Raw genomic sequence first — 25,556 nt, 5'->3', positions numbered from 1 at the left:
CGCGCCGGCTGAACATGAATCGATCACCACGTTCGCCGCCGGCCGGTCAGCCGGTGCCGTGCCGCTGGAGCCGCGCCTCCGGCACGCCGGCCTGCCGGGCGTGATCAGGACGAGGAGCGCACGATCAACCTCGGCTCGATGACGACCCGGTGCGCGGGCCGGCCCGGGTCGGGATCGCGCAGCCGCGCGGCGAGCAGCTCCAGGGCCGCGCGGCCCACGGCGGCCTTCGGCGGCCGGATCGCGGTGAGCGGCGGGTCGGACAGCTCGGCCACCTCGTCGTCGTAGGTCACCACGGCCAGGTCCCCCGGCACCCTGATCCCGCGCTCCTGGCAGCGCTCCACCAGCGAGATGGCCTCCGGGTCGGAGTGCACGAGCAGCGCCGTCGTGCCGGAGGCGAGGCACGCGTCCAGCAGGTCGTCCAGGGCGGCGGGCCACGCCGTGTCACGCCGGTCCACGGTGCACACGTCCGGGGTGCCCTCGACCGGCAACCCGAGCCGTGCGCACGCCTCCAGCCAGCCGCGCCGGACGTGCGGCGCGGTCGGGCTCGTCACGGTCGTGCTCACGCCGATCCGGCGGTGGCCGCGCTCGGCCAGGTGCCGCACGGCCATCGCGGCCCCGCGCGGGTGGTCGCTCACCACGGACTCGACGGCCTCGCGGTAGCCCTCGGCCGGCGTCCGCTCGACCATCACCACGGGCACGTCCGCCGACCGCAGCCAGCGCACCAGCGCCTCGCCCTCGTCGCCGGTGGTCGTCGGGGCAACGAGCAGGCCGTCCACCCCGACCGCGTCCACCAGCCGGGCGAGTTGGCGCAGCTCGTCGGCCGCCTCGTAGGTCGCGCCGCGCAGCACGACCCGCACGTCCGCACCGGCCGCCGCCTCCCGCACGCCCTTGATCACGTCGGGCCAGTAGTAGTCCAGCGACGGGACGACCATGCCGACGGTGGGCTGCGCCGGGGCGGTGGCGGGTTCGACGACGTGCGGCACGCGGTCCGGGCCGGGCGCGTCGACCGAGGCGGTCGCCGTGGCGCCGCCGCGGACGCGGTGGACCAGGCCCTGGTCGGCCAGCAGGGTGATGTCGCGGCGCACCGTGATCGCCGAGACGTCCAGTTCGCCGGCGAGGTCGTGCACGCGCACGGTGCCACGCCTGCGCAGCAGTTCGACGAGCCGGGCGCGCCGCTCCGAGGGCAGCAGGGCCGACGGTTCCGGGGTCGTCATGCGCTTACCTCCGCCGTGATGATCAAACTGATCATAACCGAACAAAAGCGGTCTTGACTTGTTCAACTCCGAGCACACATGATCGGTCGGACTGTTCGAGCGCGTGCCGGCTTGAGGAGGACTCCTCGTGACCGACCGACCACGACGACCCCAGGCCCTCCTCGTCATGGAGCCGCGGCACTTCCGCTCCCAGTTCCAGCGGGCGCAGCTCGACCGGCTCGACCGGCTCGCCGACCTGGGGGACCCGGCCTGCACCGCCGAACTCGACTCGCCCGCCGTCCGGCGCAGGCTGCGCGACGTCGACGTGCTGCTGACCTCGTGGGGCTGCCCGTCGCTCACCGCCGAGCGCCTCGCCGCCGCGCCCGGCCTGCGCGCGGTCTTCCACTGCGCGGGCACGGTCCGCCCGCTCGTCACCGACGAGGTGTGGCGGCGGCGCATCCTGGTCACCAACGCCGCCGACGAGAACGCCATCCCGGTCGCCGAGTTCACCCTCGCCGCGATCGTGTTCGCCGGCAAGAAGGCGCCCTTCCTCGCCCAGGACGCCCGCCGGCACCGCGACGACTGGTCCTACGCCACCGCGCGCGGCGAGCTGTCCAACCGGGGCCGCACCATCGGCGTCGTCGGCTTCTCCCGCGTCGGCCGCCGCGTGGTGGACCGGCTGCGCACGCTCGACGTGCACGTCCTGGTCGCCGACCCGTACGCCGACCCGGCCCGGGTGGCCGCCGCCGGGGCGCGGCTGGTCGAGCTGCCCGAGCTGCTGCGCGCCAGCGACGTGCTCACCCTGCACGTGCCGTCGCTGCGCTCGACCCACCACCTCATCGGGGCCGCCGAACTCGCCCTGCTGCGCGACGGCGCGACCGTCGTGAACACCGCGCGCGGCGCGATCGTGGACACCGGCGCCCTGGAGCGCGAGTGCGCCACCGGGCGCCTGGACGCGATCCTCGACGTCACCGACCCCGAACCGCTGCCCGCCGACTCGGTCCTCTACGACCTGCCCAACGTGATGATCACCCCGCACGTGGCGGGCTCGCTCGGCGCGGAGACCCGCCGGATGAGCGACAGCGCGCTCGACGAGCTGGAACGCCACCTGACCGGCCTGCCGCCGCGCGCCGCCGTCACGCCCGACACGTTCGGGATGAGCGCGTGAGCGCCGCGCTCTCGCCCCTCACCGGGTGGACCCGGGAGCACTGGGCCGCGCTGGCCGACCGGCTGCTGCTCGCCGTGCGCCCGCACGCCTCGCCGCACCGCGCCCGCGTCGCCCCACCCGGCCCGGCCGGCGGCTACGGCGCGGACGTGGACGGCCTGGAGGGCTTCGCCCGCACCTTCCTCGCGGCGGGCTTCCGGCTCGCCGGCGAGGACGGCCGCGACCCGCTCGACCTGGCCGGGTGGTACGCCGGGGGCCTGGCGGCGGGCACCGACCCGGGGTCCTCCGAGCGCTGGCCGCGCCCGGAGGAGCACGCGCAGGCCAAGGTCGAAGCCGCCTCGATCGCGCTGGTCCTCGACCTCACCCGCCCCTGGCTGTGGGACCTGCTGGACGACGGCGTGCGCGAGCGCGTGGTCGACTACCTCTCCGCCGTGGTCGGCGACGACACCTACCCGCGTTGCAACTGGGTGTGGTTCCGGATCGTCGTGGAGACCTTCCTGCGGTCGGTGGGCGGCCCGTGGCGCGCCGGGGACGTGGAGGCCGACCTGGCCGCGCACGACTCGTTCCACCGGGGCGACGGCTGGTTCGCCGACGGCGACGAGCGGGCGTTCGACCACTACGGCGGCTGGGCGCTGCACCTGTACCCGGTGCTGTGGGCGCGGATGCGCGGCGCCGCCGACCTGGTCGACCGGAGCGCCCTCGACACGGCGCGCCTCGACCGCTACCTGACCGACTACGCGCACCTCGTCGGCGGGGACGGCGGACCGCTGGTGCAGGGCCGCAGCCTCGCCTACCGCTTCGCGGCCGCCGCGCCGTTCTGGGCCGGCGCGCTGGCGGGCGTCCCCTCCACCGGCCCCGGCCTGCTGCGCCGCGCCGCGTCCGGGATCGTCGCGCACTTCGCCGACCGGGGCGCACCCGACGACCGCGGCCTGCTCACGCTCGGCTGGCACGGTGAGTGGCCGCGGCTGGCGCAGAGCTACTCGGGGCCGTCCTCGCCGTACTGGGCGGCCAAGGGCCTGCTCGGCCTGGCGCTCCCGGCCGACCACCCGGTGTGGACGGCGGTCGAGGAACCGCTGCCCGTCGAGCGCGCCGACCGCACGTGGGTCGCCGCCCCGCCCGGCTGGCTGGTCTCGGCCACCCGCGCCGACGGCCTGGTCCGGGTCGTCAACCACGGCACGGACCACGAGGTCGAGGGCTCGTCCGCGGGCGACTCCCCGCTCTACGCCCGCCTGGGCTACTCGACCGCGACCGCGCCGCTGCTGTCGGAACGGGCGTGGACCTCGCCGCTGGACCAGTCGGTGGTGCTGCTGGACGACACGGGCGTCGCCACCCACCGCGCGGGCATGCGCACCCTGTTCACGCGGCAGGTCGGGGACGCCGCGTACGGGGCGTCGGTCGCCCGCGCGCACCGGGTGGTCCCCGAACCCGGTCAGCGCGACCACGGGTCGGGCCGCCGGGGCGCGGCGCACGACGTCGCCCTGGTCACCACCGCGTCGGTCGTGCGCGGCGGGTGGGAGGTGCGCTGCGCGCGGGTGGACCCGCTGCCCGGCACGCCGATCGTCGCGACCGCGCTGCGGATCGGCGGGTGGCCGCTGGCGGGCGACCCGACCACGACGACCGGACCGCGCCGGGCCGGGGCCCGCGCGGGCGACCTGTGCTCCGTGCTCGTCGCCCACCGGGGCCTCGACCGCGTCGGCGTGCACACCGAGCACGACGCCAGTCCGCTGGGACAGCGCAGCGCCACGCCGTGGGCGGCGGGGGACGTCGTCGCCGGCCGCTGGGCGGTCGCCGTGATCGGCCTGCACGCCCACCGGCCGCACGCCCACCGGCCGCCCGCCCGCGAACCGCACGGCGACGCCCCGGACGTCGCGCTCGACCGGGGGACCGGCCGGGTGGTGGTCCGCTGGCCCGACGGGACCACCACCGCCGTCGACCTGCCGCACGACGACTGACCAAGCACAGGAGAGGGGATCAACGGTGACTCCGAACAAGCTCCGACCCGGGAACCGGCGCGGTCGTTTCCGCAGGGGGCTGGCCCTCCTCGCGGCGGTGTCGCTCGTCGCCACCGGCTGCGGCTCCGGCGGCCCCGCCGACGAGAGCGGACCGGTCACGCTGACCGTGTCGGTGTGGAACCTCCAGGGCACGCCCGAGTTCAAGGCCCTGTTCGACGCCTTCGAGCGCGCCAACCCCGACGTGACCGTGGAGCCGGTGGACATCCTCGCCGACGACTACGCCGAGAAGGTCACGACGATGCTCGCCGGCGGCGACGAGACCGACGTGATCACCATGAAGAACGTCACCGACTACGCCCGCTACGCCGGTCGAGGTCAGCTCGCGGACCTCACCGACACCGCGCGCGGCGAGGGCGGCGCCGCGCTCGCCGGGCTCGACGCCTTCGCCGTGGACGGCAAGTTCTTCGCCCTGCCCTACCGCCACGACTTCTGGGTGCTCTACTACAACAAGGCGCTCTTCGACCGGGCCGGCGTGCCCTACCCGGAGGACCTGACCTGGGACCAGTACACCGAACTGGCCCGGAAGCTCACCCGGGGCGACGGCGCGGGCAAGGTCCACGGCACCTACCACCACACGTGGCGCTCGGTCGTGCACGCCATCGCGGCGGCCCAGACCGGCGGCGACCAGATCACCGGCGACTTCGAGTTCTTCGCCGACCAGTACCGCACCGCGCTGGACGTGCAGGAGTCCGGGGCCGCGCTCGACTTCGGCACCGCGATCTCGCAGCAGGCGAGCTACCGCACGGTGTTCGAGACCGGCACGGCCGCGATGATGCCCATGGGCACCTGGTACGTCGCGGGCGTCCTGAAGGCGAAGGCCGAGGGCGCCACGGACGTCGAGTGGGGACTGGCGCCCCTGCCGCAGCGGCCCGGCGCGTCCGGCGTCACCACGTTCGGCTCGCCGACCGCGTTCGCGGTGAACGAGAACGCCCGGCACACCGCCACCGCGCGGGAGTTCGTCGAGTTCGCGGCCGGTGAGGAGGGCGCCGAGGCCATCACCGGGGTGGGCGTCGTGCCCGCGTTGCAGAGCCCGGAGATCACGCGGCGGTACGCGGCCCTGGAGGGCATGCCCACCGACCCGCTGTCCGCCAAGGCCCTCGTGCCCGACGAGATAGCCCTGGAGATGCCGGTCAGCGAGCACACCTCCGACGTGGACGCGATCCTCAAGGAGGAGCACCAGCTGATCATGGTGCGTGACAAGTCGGTCGAGGACGGCATCCGGTCCATGCGGGACCGCGTCCACGACGTCGTCGACTGACGCGCATGGTCGACGCAGCGGCACAGCGGCGGCACGCGCCACCGGTCGCACCACCCGGGAGCACCGCCCGACGGCGCCGCGCGCGGCGCGACACCCTCGTCGGGTGGAGCTTCATCCTGCCGAACTTCGCGGGCTTCGCCCTGTTCACCCTCGTCCCGGTGATCGCGGCGTTCGCCCTGGCGTTCATGGAGTGGGACTCCTACCGCGCCCCGGAGTGGGTCGGCCTGGACAACTTCGCCGAGATGCTGGAGGACGAGAACGTCCGGGTCGCGCTGACCAACACGCTGCTCTACGCGGCCGGGCACATCCCGCTCACGCTGGTCGCCGCGCTCGGGCTCGCCATCGTGCTCAACGGCAAGCTCCGGGGCGTCGGCTTCTTCCGCACCGCGGCGTTCTTCCCCTACGTCACGTCGCTGGTCGCCGTGGCGGTGGTGTGGAACATGCTGTTCAACCCCACGGCGGGACCGGTCAACCAGTTCCTCGGCGCGCTCGGCGTGGCCGACCCGCCCGGCTGGGTGGCCAGCACCGACTGGGCGATGCCCGCGGTGATCATCACCAGCGTGTGGCGGGACATGGGCTACTACATGGTGCTCTACCTCGCGGGCCTCCAGGCCGTTCCGGAGGAGTACTACGAGGCGGCCAGGGTGGACGGCGCGAACGCCTGGGACCGGTTCCGGCACGTCACCCTGCCGTGCCTGCGGCCGACGACGTTCTTCGTGCTGGTGATGCTGACGATCCAGAGCTTCAAGGTGCTCGACCTGATCGTCGTCATGACCGACGGCGGACCGGGCCGCAGCACGCTGGTGCTCGCCCAGCTCGTCTACCGGGAGGGCATCACCGAGGGCCACTTCGGCTACTCGTCGGCCATCGCGCTGGTGCTGTTCGCCATCGTGCTCACCGTCACCGTCGCCCAGTTCCGCCTCAACGAGCGGAGGAACGCCCGATGACCGCCCTGCGCCCGGCCCCGCCGCGGCCCGCCCGCCCGGCCGACCCACCGCCACCGGCGCGTCGGCGCCGCACCGGCAGGCCGGCACCGGCGGCGGCCTACGCGGTGCTGGCCGCGGTCGTCCTGCTGGTGCTCGTGCCGTTCGCGTGGATGGTGTCCGCCTCGCTCAAGCGCGACAACCAGGTGTTCACCGTGCCCATCCGGTGGGTGCCGGAGGAGTTCCGCTGGTCGAACTTCGTGGAGATCTGGGACCGCATCCCGCTGGCGACCTACCTGGGCAACTCGCTGTTCCTGTCGGTGGCGATCACCGCGCTCCAGGTGCTCACCGGCAGCTTCGCCGCCTACGGGTTCGCCAAGGTGCGGTTCCCCGGCCGGGACGCGCTGTTCCTGGCCTACATCGCCACGATCGCCGTGCCGTGGCAGGCGTACATGGTGCCGCAGTACATCATGATGCAGCGGCTGGAGCTGACGAACACGCACCTGTCGATCATCCTGCTCCAGGCGTTCGGCGCGTTCGGCGTGTTCCTGATGCGCCAGTACTACGCGTCCATCCCGGACGAGCTGTGCGACGCCGCGCGCATCGACGGCCTGAGCGAGTACGGCATCTACCGGCGGATCGTCCTGCCGCTGTCCAAGCCCGCGCTGGCGAGCCTGGCACTGCTGACGTTCGTCAACACCTGGAACGACTACATGGGGCCGTTCATCTACCTGACGAGCAACGACCTGTGGACCGTCCAACTGGGACTGCGCTCGTTCCTCGGCCAGTACGACGGGGAGCACGCCATGATCATGGCCGGGGCGGTGCTGTCGGTGCTGCCGATCCTCGCGGTGTTCCTGCTGGGCCAGCGGTACTTCATCCGCGGCATCGCCACGAGCGGGCTGAAGGGGTGAGCGCCGTGGTCGCCCGGTTGCTGCGGCCCGCCGCGCAGCGGACCTACGAGAAGGTCTTCGGCCTCGTGCACGTGGCGCTGGGGGCCAACGTGCTGCTCGCGGCCGGCTGCGCGCCGCTGCTGCTGGCGCTGGCCGTCGTGCGCGACCCCGTGGCGTCGTGGCCGTTCTTCGTCGTGCTGTCGGGGTGCTGCGCGCCGGCGCTGGCGGGGGTGTTCGGTTGCTTCGCCGCGCTCGACGGGGGACGGGTGTGGCGCCCGTTCGCCGACGCCTACCGGCGGGCGGCGGGACGTGCGCTGGTCGCGTGGTACGGCGGCGCCGCCGTGCTGGTCGTGCTGGCCGTGGACGTCGTCGTGGTCTCGCGCGCGGCGTGGGGACCGGCGGTGGTGCCGCTGTTCGCCACGGCGGCCGTGCTCGTCGTGGGCACGGTGGTGGCGGTGCTGGTGGCCACGTCGGCCGGGACCGACCGGTTGCGGGACCTGGTGTGGCCGTGCCTGTGCCTGGTGGCGCGGCGCTGGTACCTGGCCCTGGCCAACGCGGTCGTGCTCGGCCTGGCCGTCGCGGCGGTGCTGCTCCAGCCCGTGGCCGGCCTGCTGGTGGCCTGCGCCCCGCTGCTCTACGCGGTGTACGCCAACACCCGCGTCCTGCTCGCCGGGCGTGCCCGGTGAGCCGCCGGTCCCGTGCGCCGTCCGTCCCGGGTGGTCAGCCCGCGAGGCCGTAGAAGCGGATCGGCGAGTTCGGTTCGAAGCCGATCCGCCGGTACACGGGCGCACCGGCGGCGGTGGCGTGGAGGGTGGCGCGGGTCGACCCGGTGGCCCGGTGGCCCTCGTGCAGCGCCTTGCGCGTCACCGCCTCGCCGTACCCCCTGCGCTGGTGCTCCGGGGCGGTGGCGACGAGCGCGACGAAGAGGCGTCCGTCCGCCTCGGCGGTCGCGGCGCACGCCACCGGGACGCCGTCGCGCAGGGCCAGGTAGGCGTGCACGCGCTCCTTCCACAGCGCGGAGCCGGCGAGCCCGTCGCGGCCGTCCTCCAGGGGGAACCCGTAGGCGCGCGAGTTGAGGTCCGCGTAGGCCAGCAGCCGGTCGTCGGTGGTCACGCGCTCGAACACCAGGTCGGGGTGCGCCGGCTCGGCGGTGGACGGCACGTCCCACGCCATGCCAATGCCGGGGAAGGCGTGCACGAGGCCCGCCCGGCCGGCCGCCCCGTCGAGCGCGGCGCGGGCGTCGTCGGTCAGCAGGTCCTCGAACAGCCACAGGAAGCCGGGGCGCCGCTTCGAGCGCATGACGTCCGCCGCCTCGCCCAGGCGCCGTCCGAGCAGGTCCGCGTCCGCGCCGACGTCGGTCAGCGTGACGCAGTTCCAGAACGCGAACCGGCAGTCGGCCCAGCGGACGGCGATGCCCGGGAGGTCCCGCACGTCGGCGTCCGGGTCGCGGTCGAGGACCACGTCGCGCCAGACCGAGGCCAGCTGCTCCACCGACTCGACCGAGTCCGCGAGTTCCACCACCGGTACCCCCCTGTGCGCCGTCGACCACGCGGAGTTTATCGGCCCGGGGTCACGCGAGGCCGAGCCGGCCCTCCGCCTCGTCCCAGGCGGCGGTGCCACCGCGCGGCTCGTACCGGACCACGTCGGTGGAGGCGCGCACCAGCCCGCGCAGCTCGGCCAACCCACCCGTGACGACGCCGAGCGCGCGGGCCTGGACCAGGGCGTTGCCACACGCGGCGGCCTCCGCCGGGCCGGCGAGCACGGGCAGGCCGCACGCGTCGGCCGTGGACTGGCACAGCAGGGTGTTGCGCGCCCCGCCGCCGACCACGTGGACCACCCCGACCCGCGTGCCGGACAGCCCGGCGGCCTGCCGCACGGCGCGGCGGTGGGCCAGGGCCAGGCTGTCCAGCACGCAGCGCACCACGGCGGCGGGCGTCCCCGGCGGTCGTTGTCCGGTCCGGGCGCACGCCGCCGCGATGCGGGCCGGCATGCCGCCGGGCGGGATGAACGCCGGGTCGCCCGCGTCGACCACCGCCGCCAGGGCCGGTTCGCCGGCCGCCGCGTCCAGCAGGGGACCAGGCTCCGGGTCGCCCCACTCGCGCAGGCACTCCTGGAGCAACCACAGCCCCATCACGTTGCGCAGGTAGCGCACCGTGCCGTCCACGCCCAGCTCGTTGGAGAAGTTCGCCCGGCGACCGGCCTCGGTGGGCACCGGCCCGTCCAGCTCGACCCCGACCAGCGACCACGTGCCGGTGGCCACGTACGCGAAGTCCCGACCGGCGGCCGGCACCCCGACCACGGCCGACGCGGTGTCGTGCGACCCGACCGCCACCACCGGCACCGGTCCCGGCAGGCCCGTCTCGGCGAGCACGTGCGGCAGCAGCGACCCGACCACCGCGCCCGGCTCCACGAGTGGCGGGAACAACCCGGCGTCGATGCCCAGGCGCACCAGCAGCTCCGCCGACCACGTGCGCGTCCGCGCGTCGAGCAGGCCGGTGGTGGAGGCGTTGGTGACCTCCGCGAAGCGCGCCCCGGTCAGCCAGTGGCAGATCAGGTCGGGGATCAGCAGCAGGTGGCGCGCCGCGGCCAGCTGCGGCGACCCGGCCGCCGCCGCGAGCTGGTAGACGGTGTTGAACGGCAGCACCTGCAACCCGGTGACCCGGTACAGCTCGGCCGCCGGCACACGGGCGTGCACGGCGTCGGGCACGCCGTCGGTGCGCCCGTCCCGGTAGTGCACCGGGTTGCCCAGGAGCGCGCCGGTGGCGTCGAGCAGGCCGTAGTCCACCGCCCACGAGTCGACGCCGACCGCGTCCAGCTGCGGCCCGGCCGCCCGCAGGCCGTCGAGCACGCCCCGGTACAGCCCGAGCACGTCCCAGTGCAGCGTGCCGCCGAGGCGCACCGGCCCGTTGGGGAACCGGTGCACCTCGGTGGACGCGATCCGGTCGGGCGTCACGTCGAAGGACACCACGCGCCCGCTGGACGCGCCGAGGTCGACCGCCGCGACCCGCGCCCCCGCCGTCATCGCAGGAACGCGGCGGCGACGCCGGAGTCGACCGGCACGTGCAGCCCGGTGGTCCGGGACAGGTCGCCGCCGGTGAGCGCGAAGACCGCGGCGGCCACGTGCTCGGGCAGCACCTCGCGGCCCAGCAGGGTGCGCTTGGCGTAGTAGGCGCCCAACTCCTCCTCCTTCACCCCGTAGACGGCGGCGCGCTGGGCGCCCCAGCCGCCGGCGAAGATGCCGGAGCCGCGCACCACGCCGTCCGGGTTGACCCCGTTGACGCGGATGCCGTGCGGACCCAGTTCGGCGGCCAGCAGGCGCACCTGGTGGGCCTGGTCGGCCTTGGTGGCGCCGTAGGCGACGTTGTTCGGTCCGGCGAACACGCCGTTCTTGCTGGAGATGTAGACGACGTCGCCGCCCATGCCCTGCTCGACCATCACGCGCGCGGCGGCCCGCGAGACGAGGAACGAGCCCTTCGCCATCACGTCGTGCTGGAGGTCCCAGTCGCGCACGGTGGTCTCCAGCAGCGGCTTCGAGATCGACAACCCGGCGTTGTTCACCACCAGGTCCACGCCGCCGAAGGCGAGCACGGCCTCGGCGAAGGCCCGCTCCACGGCGTCCTCGTCGGACACGTCCGCGCCCACGCCGATCGCCACGTCGGCGCTGCCGATCCCGGCGGCCACCTCGGACGCCTTGACCGCGTCGAGGTCGGCGACGACCACGCACGCGCCCTCGGCGGCCAGCCGCTCGGCGATGGCCTTCCCGATGCCCGAGGCCGCGCCGGTGACCAGCGCGACGCGCGCGGCCAGCGGCTTCGGCTCGGGCATCCGGGCCAGCTTGGCCTCTTCCAGGGCCCAGTACTCGATGCGGAACTTCTCCGACTCCGGGATCGGCCGGTAGGTCGACACCGACTCCGCGCCGCGCATGACGTTGATCGCGTTGACGTAGAACTCGCCCGCCACCCGCGCGGTCTGCTTGGCGCGGCCGAAGGAGAACATGCCCACGCCCGGCACCAGCACGATCGCCGGGTCGGCGCCGCGCATCGCGGGCGAGTCCGGGCCGGCGTGCCGCTCGTAGTAGGCGCGGTAGTCCTCGCGGTAGGCGGCGTGCAGCTCCCGCAGCCGCGCGGTGATCTCGTCCACGCTCGCCGTGCCGGGCAGGTCGACCACCAGGGGCGTGACCTTGGTGCGCAGGAAGTGGTCCGGGCACGACGTGCCCAGCGCGGCCAGCGGCCCGAGCTTCTCGCGGGACAGGAAGTCCAGCACGACGTCGGTGTCGGTGTAGTGGCCGACCCGGGGGTGGTCGGTGGAGACCAGGCCGCGGACCGCGGGGAGGATCGCGGCGGCCTTGGCCCGGCGCTCGACCTCGGGCAGCGGCTCGTTGCCCGGCACGACCGCGCCGAACGGCTCGGGGACGCCGTGCTCGGCCAGGAACGCCTCCGCCGTGCGGATGATCCCCAGCGAGTTGGCCTCGCACTCCTCGGACGTGCCGCCCCACGCGGTGATGCCGTGCCCGCCCAGCACGCACCCGATCGCCTGCGGGTTCGCCGCCTTGATCGCCGCGATGTCCAGCCCGAGCTGGAAACCGGGACGACGCCACGGCACCCAGACGACCCGCTCGCCGAAGCACCGCCGCGTCAGCTCCTCCCCGTCCGCGGCGGTGGCCAGGGCGATGCCGGAGTCCGGGTGCAGGTGGTCGACGTGCGGCGCGTCGACCAGGCCGTGCATGGCGGTGTCGATCGACGGGGCCGCGCCGCCCCCGCCGTGCAGGCAGTGGTCGAACGCGGCGACCATCTCGTCCTCGCGCTCCACGCCGGGGTAGACGTCCACCAGCGCGCGCAGCCGGTCCAGGCGCAGCACGGCCAGCCCGGCCGGGGTGAGCGTGCCCAGGTCGCCGCCCGAGCCCTTCACCCAGAGCAGGTCGACCGGCTTCCCGGTGACCGGGTCGCGGCCGACGCCCTTGGCGGAGGTGTTGCCCCCGGCGTAGTTGGTGTTGCGCGGGTCGGCGCCCAGCCGGTTCGAGCGCTCGACCAGCCGCGCCGCGGTGTCGTCGGGCGCGGTCGTGTTGTCGGTCATGCGGTGGGGCTCCTCGGGGAGGGGGAGGTGGTCAGGACCAGCCGGCCTGGGTGCCGCCGACGCGCTCGGCGGCGATCTCCGCGGCGTAGCCGGAGGCGCGGTAGGCGGCCATCGGGTCGCGGGGCAGGCCCCTGGCCTCGCGGCGGTCGGCGAGCGCGCCGCGCACGTCGGTGTGGAAGGCGTCCATCAGCACGTCGTGCGCGCCGAGCACGTCGCCCGCCAGCCGGGCCTCGTCCAGCGCCGCGGTGTCGACCAGCAGGGCCTTCGCCAGGGCCTGCTCGACGTTGAGGACCGAGCGGATCTGACCCGCCACCTTGTCCTCGATGTTGTGGCACTGGTCGAGCATGAAGTTGACGCCCGACCCGGGGAGGTGCGCGTCCTGCGAGACGATCTCGACCATGATCCGGAACAGCTGGAACGGGTCGGCCGACCCGACGATCAGGTCGTCGTCGGCGTAGTAGCGGGAGTTGAGGTCGAACGCGCCCAGCCGCCCGGCCCGCAGCAGCTGCATCACGATGAACTCGATGTTCGTGCCCGGCGCGTGGTGCCCGGTGTCCAGCACGACCTGCGCGCGCTCGCCCAACGCCTGGCAGTGCAGCAGCGCGGTGCCCCAGTCGGGGATGTCCATCGAGTAGAAGTAGGGCTCGAAGAACTTGTACTCGACCAGCAGGCGGTGCTCGGGGTCCAGCGCCTCGTAGATCCGCCGCAGCGAGTCGGCCAGCCGGTCCTGCCTGCCGCGCAACGAGTCCTGGCCGGCGTAGTTCGTGCCGTCGGGCAGCCAGAGCTTGAGGTCGGTCGAGCCGGTCGCGCGCATGACGTCGATGCAGTCGAGGTGGTGGGCCACGGCCTTGGCGCGCACGCGGTCGTCGGTGTGCGTCAGGGAGCCGAGCCTGTAGTCGTCGTCCTGGAACAGGTTCGAGTTGATCCCGCCGATCCGCACGCCGAGGTCGGCGGCGTGCTCGCGCAGCCGCTCGTAGTCGTCGACCCGGTCCCACGGGACGTGCAGCGACACGCGCGGCGCGAGGCCGGTCAGCGCGTGCACCCGCGCGGCGTCGGCGATCTTCTCGAACGGGTCACGCGGGGTACCCGGCGTGGTGAACACCTTGAAGCGGGTGCCGGAGTTCCCGTACGCCCAGCTGGGCACCTCGATCGTGAAACCGTCGAGGCCGGCCAGGGCCTCCGGTGGGGTCTCCTGTGGGGACGTCACGCGTAGTTCCTCTCGACCGCGGGGTACCGGCCACACGGACGGTAGCCGCCTTTGGAACGTTTCACAACAGGGTCGTCCGAAGATCCCCGTGTTGCCGAGCGCCCTCCATTCCTGCTGCTAGGCTCCTGCGACCACCGGTTGGTTGGACGTTTCAGCCCGCACCCGTGCGGACCGGAGAGGGAGGGACGCGGTGTCGGCACCGAGCATGAAGGACGTCGCCGCGCGCGCCGGGGTCGCGCTGGGCACCGTGTCGAACGTCCTCAACCGCCCCGAGATGGTGTCCGAGCGGACCCGTCGGCGGGTGCTGGACGCGATCGCCGAACTGGGCTTCGTGCGCAACGAGTCGGCCAGGCAGCTGCGCGGCGGCACCAGCCGCACCCTCGCCTACGTCGTCCTCGACACCCGCAACCCGTTCTTCACCGACGTGGCCGCGGGCGCGCAGCGGGTCGCCGACGAGGCCGGGCTCGCGCTGTTCCTGTGCGACGGGGGCGAGGACCGCGCCCGCCAGCACCACTACCTCGACCTGCTGGAGCAGCAGCGGGTCGAGGGCATCCTCATCACCCCCGTCCAGGAGGACGACCCGCGCATCGCCGCGCTGACGGGCCGGGGCACGCCCGTCGTGGTCGTCGACCGGGGCGCGGGGCCGGACCAGTGCTCGGTGTCGGTCGACGACGTGCTCGGCGGCGACCTCGCCGTCTCGCACCTGCTCGACACCGGCCACCGCCGCATCGCCTTCGTCGGCGGCCCCCGCACCATCGGCCAGGTCGCCGACCGGATTTCGGGCGCCCGACAGGCCCTCGTCCGCGCCGGCGCCGACGCCGAGTCGCTCACCGTGCTGGAGACGGACCGGCTGGACGTCGCCGAGGGCAGGCGCGCGGGACAGCGCCTGGCCGGCCTGCCCGCCGCCCGCCGCCCCACGGCCGCCTTCTGCGCCAACGACATGCTCGCGCTGGGGCTGCTCCAGCAGGCCGTGCGCCTCGGCCTGCGCGTGCCCGACGACCTGGCCATCGTCGGCTACGACGACATCGAGTTCGCCGCCGCCGCGGCGGTCCCGCTGACCTCGGTGGCCCAGCCCCGCCAACTCCTCGGGCGCACGGCGGCGGAACTGCTGCTGGACGAGGCCCGCAACCCCGGCGGTCACGTCCACCAGCGCCGCGTGTTCGAACCGGAGCTGGTCGTGCGCGAGTCGACCCGCACCCGTCCGCCGGGCGCGATCGGCTGACCGCGACCGGCACCGCCCGCCGTCAGGACGTCGTCGCCTCGCCGTGCCGGGCCAATTGGGCGTCCAGGTCGAACACCTCCTCCAGCACCCGCAGCCCGCGGTCCGCGCGGCCGTCCGCGAGGTCCGGGAAGAACTCGGCCATCCCGGCCTGCCAGCGCCGGTTCACCTCGGTGGCCTCCATCGCCGCCTGCGCGGCCGCGAGGTCGTCGGTCTCCAGCACGCCCACCAGCAGACCGTCCTCGGCCAGGTGGAGCGTGTAGGACCGCCACCCCGCGTCCCGCAGCGCCACCAGCATCTCCGGCCACACGTCGGCGTGCCGCGCCCGGTACTCGTCCAGCCTCGCCGGGTCCACCCGCAGGGTGAAGCACACGCGGTGCACGATCGCCCCCTTCCCGCTCAGAACCGGAACTCGTCGATGTTGCCCTGGTCGAACACCGTGGGCGGCCCGAGCACGACGACACCGTCGGCGCCGACGGTGTACTCGCCGAGCCTGCCCGCCTCGAACTTCTCTCCCTCCGCGCCGGTGATCCGCCCGGACGCGAGCGCCGCGCCCGCGTAGGCGGCCAGGTAGCCCAGGTCGGCCGGCTTCCACAGGGCGAAGGACCGCACCGTGCCGTCCTTGACGAACTCGCGCATCTGGTTCGGCGTGCCGAGCCCGGTCAGCGCGACCTTGCCCTTGTACTCCGAGGTGGACAGGTAGCGCGCCGCGGCGGCCACGCCGACCGTGGTGGGCGAGACGATGCCCTCGAGGTCCGGGTAGGACCGCAGGAGGCCCTGGGTCTCCTGGAACGACTTCTGGTCCTCGTCGTTGCCGTAGGCGACGGTGACCAGCTCGATCCCGCTGTGCTCGGGCTTCGCCAGCTCGGTGCGCATCAGCTCGATCCAGGCGTTCTGGTTGGTGGCGTTCGGCGTCGCCGACAGGATCGCGATCTTCCCCTCACCGCCGATCTGCTCGGAGATCAGGTCGACCTGGGTCTTCGCGATGCCCTCGCCGGTCGCCTGGTTGACGAACACGTCGCGGCACTCGGGCTTGGTGTCCGAGTCGAACGTGACGACCTTGGCGCCGGCCCGGCGCGCGCTGGTGAGCGCGCCGCAGATCGCGTTCGGGTCGTTGGCGGAGGTCACGATGACGTCGGTGCCCTGCTGCGACAGCGTGTTGATGTAGCTGACCTGCGACGAGGCGCTCGCCTCGGACGGGCCGACCTCCTTGTAGGAACCCTTGAACTCCTCGACGGCGCTCTTGCCGCCGTTGTCGGAGACGGTGAAGTAGGGGTTGTTCACCTGCTTGGGCAGGAACGCCACGTCGAGGCCCTCGACCAGCGGCGCGTCCGGGTCGGCCTGGCCGGTGGCCCGGCCGGGCGCGGGGGCGTCCTCCCCGGAGCCCCGGGTGGTGCCGCCGCACGCGGCGGTGACCAGCACGGCCGCCGCCGCGGTCGCGATCACGCCGAGGCGCAGGGCGCGTTTGGGCTGTGACATCGGCTTTCCTTTCTCGGCAGGTGACTTCGTCGTCGTGCGAGAGCGGGTCAGGCCGTGCGCCGCCGTCGTCGCCGCCACCGGGCTCGGCCGAGGCCGACCGCGTTGGGCACCACGACCGAGGCGATGAGCAGGCCGCCGGTGACCACGTCGAGCGCGTCGGCGGCGACGTCGGCGAGCTGGAGGGCGTTGCGGACGACGCCGAGCAGCAGCACCCCGGCCAGCACCCCGAGCAGGGTGCCGCGCCCGCCGAAGATCGAGACACCGCCGAGCAGGACGGCGGCGACCACCGCCAGCTCCAGGCCGGCGGCGTTGTCCGCCCGGGCGCTGGCGAACCGCAGCGTCCAGTACACGCCCGCGAGACCGGACACCGCGCCGGAGACGACGAACAGCCAGGACTTCGCCCTGGCCACCCGCAGACCCGCGAACGTCGCAGCCTCGGCGTTGTCGCCCATCGCGTACAGGGACCGGCCGAACGGGGTCGCGTGCAGCACGACGCCGAACACGACCGCCAAGAGCAGCGTCGCCACCACCGCCCACGGCACGGCGCCGCCCGCGACCGTGCTGCTCGCCGCACCGGTCCAGCCGGCCGGGAAGTCCGCCACGGCCTGATCGCCGAGCACCACGAACGCCAGACCGCGGTAGGCGGCCAGCGTGCCGATGGTCACCGCCAGCGAGGGCAGCCCGAACCCGGTGACGAAGACGGCGTTCACCGCGCCGAGCACCGCGCCCAGCAGCACGGTGAGCACGACGACGACCTCCAGCGACAGGCCCGCCACCCACAGGTGCCCCATCACGGCGCTGCACAGCCCGAGCGTGGCGGCCACCGACAGGTCGATCTCCCCGGTGATCACGATGAGCGTCAGCGGCAGGGCGATCAGCGCGATGGCGACCACGTCGAGCAGCAGGAACTGGGAGTTGCGGCCACTGGCGAAGCCGTCCACCAGCACCCCGGCGGCCACCGCGACCGCCGCGAGCACCACCAGCAGCAGCACGTCCCAGCGGGCCACGACGGACCGCAGCACGTCCCGGCGCCCGGTTCCGGGGCCTTCGGTCTCAGGCGCCATGGGACGACCTCCCCCGCAAGCGGTCCGCCGCGCGCAGCGCGAGCAGCCGGTCGATGCCGATGGCGGCGAGGATCAGCGCGCCGACGACCGCCTGCTGCCAGAACGGGTCGATCCGCAGCACCGCCAGCGAGCTGCCGATGGTGGTGAGCAGCAGCGCGCCGAGCGCGGCCCCGTACACGCTCCCGCTGCCACCGAAGATCGCCACGCCGCCGACCACGGCCGCGGCGACGACCTGGAGCTCGATCCCGGTGCCCGCGGTGGCGTCGAGGGTGCCGAAGCGCGCCGCGTACAGCACGCCCGCGAGCCCGGCCAGCGCGCCGCAGACGACGAACGCGGTGAACACCCGCCGCCCCACCGGGATGCCCGCCAGCCGCGCGGCGGCCGGTTCGGAGCCGATCGCGTACAGCTCCCGGCCACCGCGGTAGGAGCGCAGGCAGTACCCGACGACCACCACCACGACCACCGCGACGATCGCGAGGACGGGCACGCCGAGCACGGTCGACGTGCCCAGGCGCAGGAAGTCGCGCGGCATGTCGGAGGCGTTGACCTGCCGTCCGCCGGCCCACCGGTGGTCCACGCCGCGGAAGACGTGGAGGGTGCCCAGCGTGATCACCAGGGCGGGCACCCGCGCGGCGGCCACCAGCGCGCCGTTGACCGCGCCGCACAGCGCGCCGAGCCCCACGCCCACCAGCACCACGAGCGCGGTCGGCGTGCCGGGCGCGGAGCCGAGCAGCGTGCCGGTGGCGAACGCGGACAGCCCCAGCACCGCGCCGACCGACAGGTCGATGTTGCGGGACACGACCACCACGGTCTGCCCGACGGCCAGCACCACCAGGATCGCCGCGCCCAGCAGCAGGTCCCGCAGGCTCTGCGGCGACGCGAAAGCCGGGTTGTCCAGCACGGTGACCAGGACCAGCAGCGCGAGCGCCACGACGACGCCGAACTCGCGGGCCGCCCACAGCCGGTGCGCGAACCGCGTGCCGCCGTCGCGGGGCGCGTCCGCCACCCGCTCGGCGCTCACGCCGCCCCCCGGCCGGTGGCCGCGAACACGACCGACTCCTCGGTCGCCTCCCCGCGGGACAGCTCGGCGGTGACCCGCCCCTCGTGCAGGACCAGCACCCGGTCCGCCATGCCGAGCACCTCGGGCAGCTCGGACGACACCATGAGCACCGCGACGCCTTCGGCCGCCAGGCGCGAGAGCAACCGGTGCACCTCGGCCTTCGTGCCCACGTCTACGCCCCGCGTCGGCTCGTCGACGATCAGCACCTTCGGGTCGGTCGCCAGCCACTTGGCCAGCACCACCTTCTGCTGGTTGCCGCCCGACAGCGTGCCGACGGCGTCCGACAGCCGCCCGTACTTCACCCGCAGTCGCTCGGTCCACTCCCGGGCGGCCCGCCGCTCGGCCCGCCCGCCGAGCAGGCCCAGCCGCGCCAGCGACCGCAGCCGCGTCAACGTCGCGTTGCGCTCGATCGACATCCCCATGACCAGGCCCTGCCGGCGGCGGTCCTCGGGGACCAGTGCGACGCCCGCCGCGACCGCGGCGGCGGGGGAGCCGACCGGCAGCGTCGTCCCGGAGACCCGCGCCTCGCCCGCGTCGTAGCGGTCGACGCCGAACACCGCGCGCACCACCTCGCTGCGCCCGGCGCCCACCAACCCGGCCAGCGCGACGACCTCGCCCGCGCGCACCGAGAACGTGACGTCGGAGAACACGCCGTGCCGGGTCAGCCCGTCGACCTCCAGCACGACGTCACCGGGCTCGACGTCCTCCTCGGGGAACAGCGTCGAGACGTCGCGGCCGACCATGCGCCGCACCACCAGGTCCGGGGTCACCTCCGCGATCGGGTCGGTGGACACCCGGGCCCCGTCCCGCAGGACGGTGACCCGTCGGCACAGCTCGAACACCTCGTCGAACCGGTGGGAGATGAACAGCACCGCCGCGCCCCGCGCGCACAGCGCGCGGACGACGGCGAACAGCCGCTCCACCTCGACCCCGGACAGCGCGGCGGTCGGCTCGTCCATCACCAGCACCCGCGCGTCCAGCGACAGCGCCTTGGCCACCTCCACCAGCTGCTGGTCCGCGATCGACAGGCCGCGCGCGGGCCGATCCGGGTCCAGCCGCACGCCGAGCCGCTCGAACAGCCGCATCGACTCCGCCCGCATCGCCGCCCGGTCGATCCGGCCGAACCGGCGCAGCGGCTGGCGGCCCATGAAGATGTTCTCGGCCACCGACAGGTCGGGGAACAACGTCGGCTCCTGGTGGATGACCGCGATGCCCGCGTCCCGGGCGGCGGCCGGCCCGGCCGGCCGCACCTCGCGCCCGCCGATCAGGAGTTCGCCGGAGTCCGGCTCGTGCACGCCCGCGAGCACCTTCACGATCGTCGACTTGCCGGCCCCGTTCTCCCCGACGAGCGCGTGCACCTCACCGCCGAACAGCGCGAACGACACGCCGCGGACCGCCGCGACGGCGCCGAACGACTTGGTGACGTCACGAACCTCCAGCAGGGGAACCGCGTGTTCCGGGTCCATTCGGAGCCTCCGTCACTGAAATGTTTCAACGCAGTGATGAAGCCGGAGGTTAGGTGCAGTTCGTGCGACCGTCAACGGTTCTTCGGCAACTTCCCCGGGATGCGGCGTTCGTCGTTGCGGCACCGTAGTCGGAGGTATCACTCCACTTCGGAGAATTGCTGGTACGTTTCAACGCCTGGTCGTCCGCCGCTGTCGTCCGCGGGACCCGGGGTGCCGGCGGGTTCGCGCTACGCCGGGGTCGCGCGGCCGACCCGGGCGACCCCGCCGTAGCCGAGCGCCCGGGCGGGGCTGTCGTGCTCCGCCGGCGTGTCGGGCCGCCAGTCCGGCAGGAACACCAGACCGGGTTCGACCAGGCTCGCGTCGTCGCCGAACCACTCCAGGACCTCCGCGTGCGTGCGGACGAAGACCAGTTCGTCGGCCGCCGCGTAGGCGTCGACCAGGCGCGCCACCTCGGCCCGCAGCGCCGGCGGGGCGTGCTCGTCGGCGATGTGCGAGATGGCGAGGAGGCTGCCGGGCGCCAACCGCTCCCGGTAGGTCGCGACCAGCTCGCCGGGGCGGTCGTCGTCGGAGATGAACAGCAGCACGCCGACCATCAGGAGCGCGACCGGCGCGGAGAAGTCGAGCAGCCGTCGGGTCTCCGGGTGGTCGAGGATCGCCTCGGGGGCGCGGATGTCGGCCTGGACGATCGTCGTGGACGGGTCGTCGGCCAGCAGCCGCCGGGCGTGGCTGTAGGCCACCGGCTCGTAGTCGACGTAGACGACGCGGGACCGCCCGTCTGCCTGCCGGGCGATCTCGTGCACGTTGCCGACGGTCGGGATGCCCGAGCCGAGGTCGAGGAACTGGCGGATGCCCTGGTCGAGGCAGAAGCCGACCACGCGGCGCAGGAACGACCGGTTGAGCCGGGTGACGGCGGGCACCGAGGGCGCGATCCGGAGCACCTGCTCGGCGAACGCGCGGTCGACGGCGAAGTTGTGCGCGCCGCCGAGGAAGTAGTCGTAGGCACGGGCGGCGGAGGGCACGGTGAGCTCCGCGTCGCCTCGTGGTCCGACGGGCGGGGTGGACACGGTGCCCGCCTCCTTCCGGGAGGTCGGCCGAGCGGTCGCGCCCGAGCGTAGGGGCCGACCCCGACCCGTGTTACCGCCGTACTGGTGGACACGATGGGGTGATCCGGCGGCCATCGCGCTTAGCGGTGATCTTCACGCGGTACCTGGGGTACGCCTGGCTGGTCTCGTGCCGTGCGGGGTGCCCGTTCCCGACTGGCCGGGGACGGGCGGGGAGTGGGAAGGGTGGTCCGGTGTCGCCTGGTCGGCGGCATGACCTGCGGTCCCCGTGCCGGAGCGGTGCGGGTGCCGCGGTGCGGGTCGGCGCGCGACGGGGGCGTCGGCAGTGCGTGGTCATCGCGGCGGCGTCACCGGACCACCCGTTCCCCGCCGCACGGCGGGCCGCCGGGAGCGGGGGCTCCCGGTCCCGGACGACGGCCGCTGTCGGACCCCTTTGGCACGCTGTGCCGCATGAGCACCTTCGTGTTGGTCCACGGCGGTGGCGGCGGCCACCGGGACTTCGAGCTCCTCGAACCGGAACTGCGCCGGCTCGGGCACGACGTGGTCGCGCCCGACCTGCCGATCGACGACCCGTCGGCCGGGTTCGCCGAGTTCACCCGGACCGTGCTCGACGCCGTCGGCGACCGCCGGGACCTGGTCGTCGTCGGCCACTCCTACGGCGGCTTCACCGCGCCCCTGGTGTGCGCGCGGCTGCCGGTGCGGCTGCTGGTGTTCCTCGCCGGGATGATCCCGGCGCCGGGGGAGAAGCCCGGCGACTGGTGGGACAACACCGGGTTCGAGGGGCCCGAGGGCCTCGACGACGCCGAGACGTTCTTCACCGGCGTCCCCGCCGACGTCGCGGCCCGCGCCCTGTCGTACGGCCGCCCCCAGGTCAGCGCCGAGTACGCCGAACCGTGGCCGCTCGACGCGCTGCCGGACGTGCCGACGCGCGTGCTGCTGTGCCGCGACGACCGGTTCTTCCCGCCGGAGTTCCAGCGCCGCGTGGCGCGCGAGCGGCTCGGGGTGGAGCCGGACGAGATCGACGGCGCGCACTGCGTCCCGACCAGCCACCCGGTCGAACTGGCCGAGCGGCTGGCGGGCTACCTGTCGTAGCGCGGCGGCGGGCGGTCCGCCCACGACGACCGCGGTGGCCCGGCCCGGGGCTCGCGCCACCGCCCCCTTCGCCCGTGCCGCGGAACGGGTTGCCGAAGGTCCCGACATCCGCCCGGCGGGAACGGGCGGACGGGGGCCCGGCACTCCTTGACGCCCGCACCGGCCTGTGCTGCCATGCGACTTGAATTCTTTTCACGTCAGCGCGGTGTCAATGAGGAGGCCGTGGTGTCCCTGCTCCGCCGGTCCACGAAGGTGGCGGCGCTGACCGCCGCCGCACTGCTCGCCTGGTCGGGCACCACGGGTGCCACCGCCGCCCCCGCACCCGCCGCCCCCGCACCCGCCGCCCTGCCGACCGCCGCCGTCGCGCTGGGCGACAGCTTCGTCAGCGGCGAGGGCGCCGGGAACTACGTCCCGGTGACCGACGCCAACGGTGTGGCGCAGGGCTTCCCCGGCTGGTCGGCGCCGAACGACAACGCCTTCTTCTGCCACCGGTCGGCCAACGCCTCGCTGCACCGCGCCGACCTGCCCGGCATCCAGGCCAGGTTCAACCTCGCGTGTTCCGGCGGCCAGCCGCACGACATCGCCACCGCCTCCGGCAACCGGCCGAAGGGCCGGTCCGTCGCCTCCCAGCTCGACCAGCTCCGCGCGGTCGCGGGCACCCACGACATCGACCTCGTGCTGGTGGGGCTCGGCTCGAACAACAGCTCGTTCACCTTCGGCGACGTGGCCTCCCTGTGCGCCAACCGCTTCATCGCCGACGCCTGGACCGGCTGGTGGGAGTTCTGGGCCGGCGACGTGCCGCAGGAGCCGTGCGCGGTGTCCGACCTGGCCACCGACGCCGAGATCGCGGCGGCGGCGGCCGAGACCACCGCGGCGCTGCGCCAGGTGCTGACCGCCCTCGCCCAGGTGGACGCCGACGGGCGGCACCGGGTCGTGCTCCAGGACTACACCAACCCGCTGCCGCTCGACCTCGCGGCCGAGTACCACGAGGAGGACGGCCGCAGCGACACCCGCGACAAGTTCCGCGACCTCGGGGCCGAGCGGTACGCGGCGGGGTGCCCCGTGCACCGGGCCAGCCTCGCGCCGGGGCACTTCTTCTCCGCCGGCCTGAGCACCGTCGTCCGGTCCGCGCACGCCGCGCTGTCCGCCGAGTTCCCCGGCGCCGACCTGGTCCACCTCGACGTGCAGCGGGCCTTCGACGGCGCCCGGCTGTGCGAGCGGACCGGCAGCCCCGGGTACGCCCTGGCCACCCCGATCCGGTTGCAGGACGGGCCGACCGGCGTGTTCGTCACCAGTCTCGCGGGCCGCGACAAGATCGCCGTGCAGCGGATCGCCAAGACCTGCGCCGACCACTTCCAGACCTGCCAGGAGTCCTGGCACCCCAACGCGTCCGGCCACGCGGTGCTCGGCCGCTGCCTCACCGGGGCGGCCACCGCCGGCACCCGGTCGGTCGCCTGTGTCCGCTCCGCCGACGGCACCGTCACCGTGCGCTGACCGGCGGGTCCCCGGTCGCGTCCGGGCCGGGGGACCCGCCGGTCAGTCGGTCAGCCGCAGGAAGGCGTGCACGGACGTCCCGTCCGGGGAGGTGTGCGTGCGGACCAGGTCGGCGAGTTGGTTGACCACCAGCAGCCCGCGGCCACCGTCCTGGCCGGGTGCGGCCGGTCGACGACCCGCCAGGGGGTCGGTCAACCGGCCGCCGTCCCGGACCCCGCAGACGACGTGGTCGCGGTCGCGCCACACGGCCAGCCGGCAGCCCGCGCCGGTGTGCCGGAGGCTGTTGGTCATCAGCTCGGTGACGACGAGCGCGACCCGGGCGGTCCGCTCGGCGGACAGCCCCAGGCGGTCCGCCTCCGCCGTGGCGAACCGGCGCGCCCCGCGGAGGTCCGCGGTCGTGGCCACGGACAGCAGCGCGGCGTCCGCCGGGACGTCCAGCGCCCGGTTGTAGCGGCCGACCACGTCGTCGGGGGCGTAGTGCCCGCTGTCGTAGCGCAGGGACCCCTCCCACACCTCGGGGTGCGTGGCCAGCGCGTCGGTCAGCGCCCGCTCGTCGAGCGCGGAGGTGTCGTACGGGCACACGATGCTGACGTCGCGCCCGGCGAATGCGAGGTTGATCAGGGCCTCGTGCTGGGCGCAGGCGGGGTACTCGACGTCCGAGCGCCCGGCCCAGACCGGCTCGCCGACGATGCGCACGTGCCCCTCGGGGTGGCTGTCGGCGAACCGGCGCAGCACGCCGGGGATGATCCGGCCGGGGTTGCGCCCCTCGACCTCCATGTCGATGAGCAGCACGTCGGCCGCGGCGTCGCCCAGGGCCTCGCGCAGCAGCGCCAGCCGCTCGCCGGGCACCGCCGCGGCGACCGGGTGGCCCAGCGCCAGGCCGTCGGTGAGGAACGGCACGAGCACCCGCAGGTACTCCTCGTCCGACGCGTAGAACAGGGCGGGGTGGACGAAACCGCCCCGGGGCGGCAGGTCGGTGACGGTCACGCGGTCCTCTCGACCCGCACGCCGGTGATGCCCAGCATGTCCACCAGCGTGTCGACACCCGGCCACGGCGTGCGCAGCACGAGGGACGCGTCGAGGCCGGCGGCGTGGTCGGCCAGGCGCAGCAGGGCGCGGTGGTCCAGGAAGGCGAGGTCGCCCGCTTCCAGCACCAGCCTGCCCCCGTCCGGGCGCAGGTCGGCGCGCTCCAGCGCGACCGCGAACAGGTCCCCGTTGAACAGGTCGACCTCGCCGCCCAGGGCGGCGGCCACCCGGCCCCCCGCGGCGTGCAGCCGGAACCCGGCGGCGGCGTCGTTGCTGCTCGGGTGCATGCAGGCGATCTGGGCGAACGCCCGGTCGTCCACCTCCGCGCCGGCGTAGGCGCACATCGCCGAGAACGGGTGCCCGGTCATGTAGTGGTCGACCAGGTGCTCGTAGCGGGCGAAAGCGGCCAGCTGCTCGGGCGTGCGCACCAGGGTGGTGCAGTCGGCGGCGACGCGCAGGCCGGTGAACCCCGCGGCCAGGGCCGCCTCGGTCGCCTCGGCGTAGGTGCGCACCTGCGCGGTGGGTTCGACCACCGCGCCGACGCGGTAGGTCGCGTCCAGCGAGGCGACGCCGGCCGCGCCGGAGCGCAGCGCCTCGTCGATCCCCTCGATGCCGCGCAGGTCCTCGACCAGGGCGGCTGGTTCGCCGGTGCCGACGTAGCCGATCCGCTGACCCCGGGCCAGCCCGTCGGCGAGGAACTCGCGGGCGCGCTCGCGGAAGTCTGCCCGGTCGTCGTAACGCCAGCACACGTGGTCGTGGACGCCGAGCTCGCGCGCGTGCGTCACCAGCCCTGATCTGCGCATGACGCCAGAGTAGACCCCGAGCGGGGCCCCGGACCCCGTCGACCGGTGCGCCCGACGGGAGCCGCCGG

22 protein-coding genes are annotated in these 25,556 nt (G+C 74.4%); 9 read left to right on the top strand and 13 right to left on the bottom strand.

The window, feature by feature from the left end; genetic code table 11:
• Nucleotides 1-104 precede the first annotated feature (104 nt).
• Nucleotides 105-1,214, bottom strand: a complete 1,110-nt coding sequence (locus tag CKY47_RS07285) for a substrate-binding domain-containing protein (RefSeq protein WP_306744887.1) — start codon at nucleotides 1,212-1,214, stop codon at nucleotides 105-107.
• Between the two features lie 127 nt (nucleotides 1,215-1,341).
• On the opposite strand from CKY47_RS07285, the gene CKY47_RS07280 reads away from it, so the two are divergent.
• The 6 genes from CKY47_RS07280 to CKY47_RS07255 are packed head-to-tail and all read left to right on the top strand — an operon-like array spanning nucleotide 1,342 to nucleotide 8,130.
• Entirely contained in the window at nucleotides 1,342-2,361 is a 1,020-nt protein-coding gene (locus CKY47_RS07280; protein ID WP_306744886.1) for a hydroxyacid dehydrogenase, read from the top strand.
• On the top strand, nucleotides 2,358-4,310 hold the full coding sequence (locus tag CKY47_RS07275) for a DUF2264 domain-containing protein (RefSeq protein ID WP_306744885.1): 1,953 nt from the start codon (nucleotides 2,358-2,360) through the stop codon (nucleotides 4,308-4,310). Before CKY47_RS07280 ends, CKY47_RS07275 begins: the two co-directional genes overlap by 4 nt.
• Before the next feature lie 25 nt (nucleotides 4,311-4,335).
• Nucleotides 4,336-5,628 (top strand): ABC transporter substrate-binding protein, encoded by a 1,293-nt coding sequence (locus CKY47_RS07270; protein WP_306744884.1) that lies wholly within the window; start codon nucleotides 4,336-4,338, stop codon nucleotides 5,626-5,628.
• A 5-nt stretch (nucleotides 5,629-5,633) separates the two neighbouring features.
• Nucleotides 5,634-6,575 carry a carbohydrate ABC transporter permease gene (locus CKY47_RS07265; protein ID WP_306744883.1) on the top strand — a complete coding sequence of 314 codons (942 nt, stop codon included), beginning with the start codon at nucleotides 5,634-5,636 and terminating at the stop codon, nucleotides 6,573-6,575.
• Nucleotides 6,572-7,465, top strand: a complete 894-nt coding sequence (locus CKY47_RS07260) for a carbohydrate ABC transporter permease (protein ID WP_306744882.1) — start codon at nucleotides 6,572-6,574, stop codon at nucleotides 7,463-7,465. Before CKY47_RS07265 ends, CKY47_RS07260 begins: the two co-directional genes overlap by 4 nt.
• Nucleotides 7,462-8,130 (top strand): hypothetical protein, encoded by a 669-nt coding sequence (locus tag CKY47_RS07255; RefSeq protein ID WP_306744881.1) that lies wholly within the window; start codon nucleotides 7,462-7,464, stop codon nucleotides 8,128-8,130. The genes CKY47_RS07260 and CKY47_RS07255 overlap by 4 nt, the downstream gene beginning before the upstream one ends.
• A 34-nt stretch (nucleotides 8,131-8,164) precedes the next feature.
• On the opposite strand, the gene CKY47_RS07250 is transcribed toward CKY47_RS07255, so the two are convergent.
• The 4 genes from CKY47_RS07250 to rhaI are packed head-to-tail and all read right to left on the bottom strand — an operon-like array spanning nucleotide 8,165 to nucleotide 13,724.
• On the bottom strand, nucleotides 8,165-8,965 hold the full coding sequence (locus CKY47_RS07250; protein ID WP_306744880.1) for a GNAT family N-acetyltransferase: 801 nt from the start codon (nucleotides 8,963-8,965) through the stop codon (nucleotides 8,165-8,167).
• 49 nt (nucleotides 8,966-9,014) lie between these two features.
• Complete coding sequence (locus tag CKY47_RS07245) at nucleotides 9,015-10,466, bottom strand: rhamnulokinase (protein ID WP_306744879.1); 1,452 nt, start codon at nucleotides 10,464-10,466, stop codon at nucleotides 9,015-9,017.
• A complete protein-coding gene (locus CKY47_RS07240; protein ID WP_306744878.1) occupies nucleotides 10,463-12,517 on the bottom strand; it encodes a bifunctional aldolase/short-chain dehydrogenase in 2,055 nt (684 codons plus the stop codon). Before CKY47_RS07240 ends, CKY47_RS07245 begins: the two co-directional genes overlap by 4 nt.
• A 31-nt stretch (nucleotides 12,518-12,548) precedes the next feature.
• Nucleotides 12,549-13,724 carry an L-rhamnose isomerase gene (gene rhaI / locus CKY47_RS07235; RefSeq protein WP_306744876.1) on the bottom strand — a complete coding sequence of 392 codons (1,176 nt, stop codon included), beginning with the start codon at nucleotides 13,722-13,724 and terminating at the stop codon, nucleotides 12,549-12,551.
• Nucleotides 13,725-13,929: 205 nt separating this feature from the next.
• Here rhaI and CKY47_RS07230 point away from each other — a divergent pair, with 205 nt between their 5' ends.
• Complete coding sequence (locus tag CKY47_RS07230) at nucleotides 13,930-14,946, top strand: LacI family DNA-binding transcriptional regulator (RefSeq protein ID WP_306745005.1); 1,017 nt, start codon at nucleotides 13,930-13,932, stop codon at nucleotides 14,944-14,946.
• A gap of 22 nt (nucleotides 14,947-14,968) precedes the next feature.
• Here the strand turns inward: CKY47_RS07230 and CKY47_RS07225 are convergent, their stop codons facing one another.
• The 6 genes from CKY47_RS07225 to CKY47_RS07200 form a co-directional block, all read right to left on the bottom strand.
• Nucleotides 14,969-15,325 carry an L-rhamnose mutarotase gene (locus tag CKY47_RS07225; protein WP_306744875.1) on the bottom strand — a complete coding sequence of 119 codons (357 nt, stop codon included), beginning with the start codon at nucleotides 15,323-15,325 and terminating at the stop codon, nucleotides 14,969-14,971.
• A gap of 17 nt (nucleotides 15,326-15,342) precedes the next feature.
• Nucleotides 15,343-16,422 (bottom strand): rhamnose ABC transporter substrate-binding protein, encoded by a 1,080-nt coding sequence (gene rhaS / locus CKY47_RS07220; RefSeq protein ID WP_306744874.1) that lies wholly within the window; start codon nucleotides 16,420-16,422, stop codon nucleotides 15,343-15,345.
• Nucleotides 16,423-16,469: 47 nt separating this feature from the next.
• Nucleotides 16,470-17,486: an ABC transporter permease gene (locus CKY47_RS07215; protein WP_306744873.1), complete on the bottom strand. Its 1,017-nt coding sequence runs from the start codon at nucleotides 17,484-17,486 to the stop codon at nucleotides 16,470-16,472.
• Nucleotides 17,476-18,507 carry an ABC transporter permease gene (locus CKY47_RS07210; RefSeq protein ID WP_371320624.1) on the bottom strand — a complete coding sequence of 344 codons (1,032 nt, stop codon included), beginning with the start codon at nucleotides 18,505-18,507 and terminating at the stop codon, nucleotides 17,476-17,478. The genes CKY47_RS07215 and CKY47_RS07210 overlap by 11 nt, the downstream gene beginning before the upstream one ends.
• On the bottom strand, nucleotides 18,504-20,012 hold the full coding sequence (locus tag CKY47_RS07205) for a sugar ABC transporter ATP-binding protein (RefSeq protein ID WP_306744872.1): 1,509 nt from the start codon (nucleotides 20,010-20,012) through the stop codon (nucleotides 18,504-18,506). The genes CKY47_RS07210 and CKY47_RS07205 overlap by 4 nt, the downstream gene beginning before the upstream one ends.
• 227 nt (nucleotides 20,013-20,239) lie before the next feature.
• Nucleotides 20,240-21,076 (bottom strand): SAM-dependent methyltransferase, encoded by an 837-nt coding sequence (locus CKY47_RS07200; RefSeq protein ID WP_306744871.1) that lies wholly within the window; start codon nucleotides 21,074-21,076, stop codon nucleotides 20,240-20,242.
• A gap of 447 nt (nucleotides 21,077-21,523) precedes the next feature.
• Between CKY47_RS07200 and CKY47_RS07195 the strand changes: the two genes are divergently transcribed.
• The gene (locus CKY47_RS07195) at nucleotides 21,524-22,165 is read left to right on the top strand and encodes an alpha/beta fold hydrolase (RefSeq protein ID WP_306744870.1); all 642 of its coding nucleotides are present in this window, start codon (nucleotides 21,524-21,526) and stop codon (nucleotides 22,163-22,165) included.
• A 225-nt stretch (nucleotides 22,166-22,390) separates the two neighbouring features.
• Nucleotides 22,391-23,659 carry an SGNH/GDSL hydrolase family protein gene (locus CKY47_RS07190; protein ID WP_306744869.1) on the top strand — a complete coding sequence of 423 codons (1,269 nt, stop codon included), beginning with the start codon at nucleotides 22,391-22,393 and terminating at the stop codon, nucleotides 23,657-23,659.
• A gap of 42 nt (nucleotides 23,660-23,701) precedes the next feature.
• Here CKY47_RS07190 and CKY47_RS07185 read toward each other — a convergent pair whose 3' ends face one another.
• Both CKY47_RS07185 and CKY47_RS07180 read right to left on the bottom strand, forming a co-directional pair.
• Nucleotides 23,702-24,646 carry a sensor histidine kinase gene (locus CKY47_RS07185; RefSeq protein ID WP_306744868.1) on the bottom strand — a complete coding sequence of 315 codons (945 nt, stop codon included), beginning with the start codon at nucleotides 24,644-24,646 and terminating at the stop codon, nucleotides 23,702-23,704.
• Nucleotides 24,643-25,488: an MEDS and STAS domain-containing protein gene (locus tag CKY47_RS07180; RefSeq protein ID WP_306744867.1), complete on the bottom strand. Its 846-nt coding sequence runs from the start codon at nucleotides 25,486-25,488 to the stop codon at nucleotides 24,643-24,645. The genes CKY47_RS07185 and CKY47_RS07180 overlap by 4 nt, the downstream gene beginning before the upstream one ends.
• Nucleotides 25,489-25,556 lie beyond the last annotated feature (68 nt).

The sequence above is a fragment of the Saccharothrix longispora genome, assembly GCF_030852425.1.
Lineage (GTDB): Bacteria > Actinomycetota > Actinomycetes > Mycobacteriales > Pseudonocardiaceae > Actinosynnema > Actinosynnema longispora.
Note: the sequence above shows the minus strand (reverse complement) of the source record. Positions and strands in the feature narration are given on the sequence as shown.